At 63.7% G+C, this 328-nt stretch carries 1 pseudogene; it reads left to right on the top strand.

The features are described from left to right. A pseudogene (locus EN786_RS36695) lies at positions 1 to 265 on the top strand (adenylate cyclase); the annotation flags it as partial. Positions 266 to 328: the final 63 nt, after the last annotated feature.

Genomic DNA, 328 nt, shown 5'->3' with positions numbered 1-328 from the left:
GATGCTCGAGCACTACGAGGAAGCGCTGGCATGGGGTGAACGCGCGCTGCACGAGATGTCGAACTACGGCTCCTCGCACCGGGTGGTGATCATGGCGCTGGTCAAACTCGATCGGTTGGACGAGGCGCGGACGGCGGCGCAGCGGCTGATGGAGGCGTTCCCGACCTACACGCTCACCCTGCAGAGACAGATCAACCCATGGCAGGACAAGGTGTTCGGCGAGCGTTACGTCGAGGCCTTGGGCATCGCCGGCGTGCCGGAGTGATCATCGCGCATAAAATGGCAGCCTACCCCAACCGCCCCAGCACCGGGAAATTCTCAAGCAGCC

The sequence above is a fragment of the Mesorhizobium sp. M4B.F.Ca.ET.143.01.1.1 genome (assembly GCF_004792275.1).
Lineage (GTDB): Bacteria > Pseudomonadota > Alphaproteobacteria > Rhizobiales > Rhizobiaceae > Mesorhizobium > Mesorhizobium abyssinicae.
This window is presented reverse-complemented; position numbering and strand designations above follow the sequence as displayed.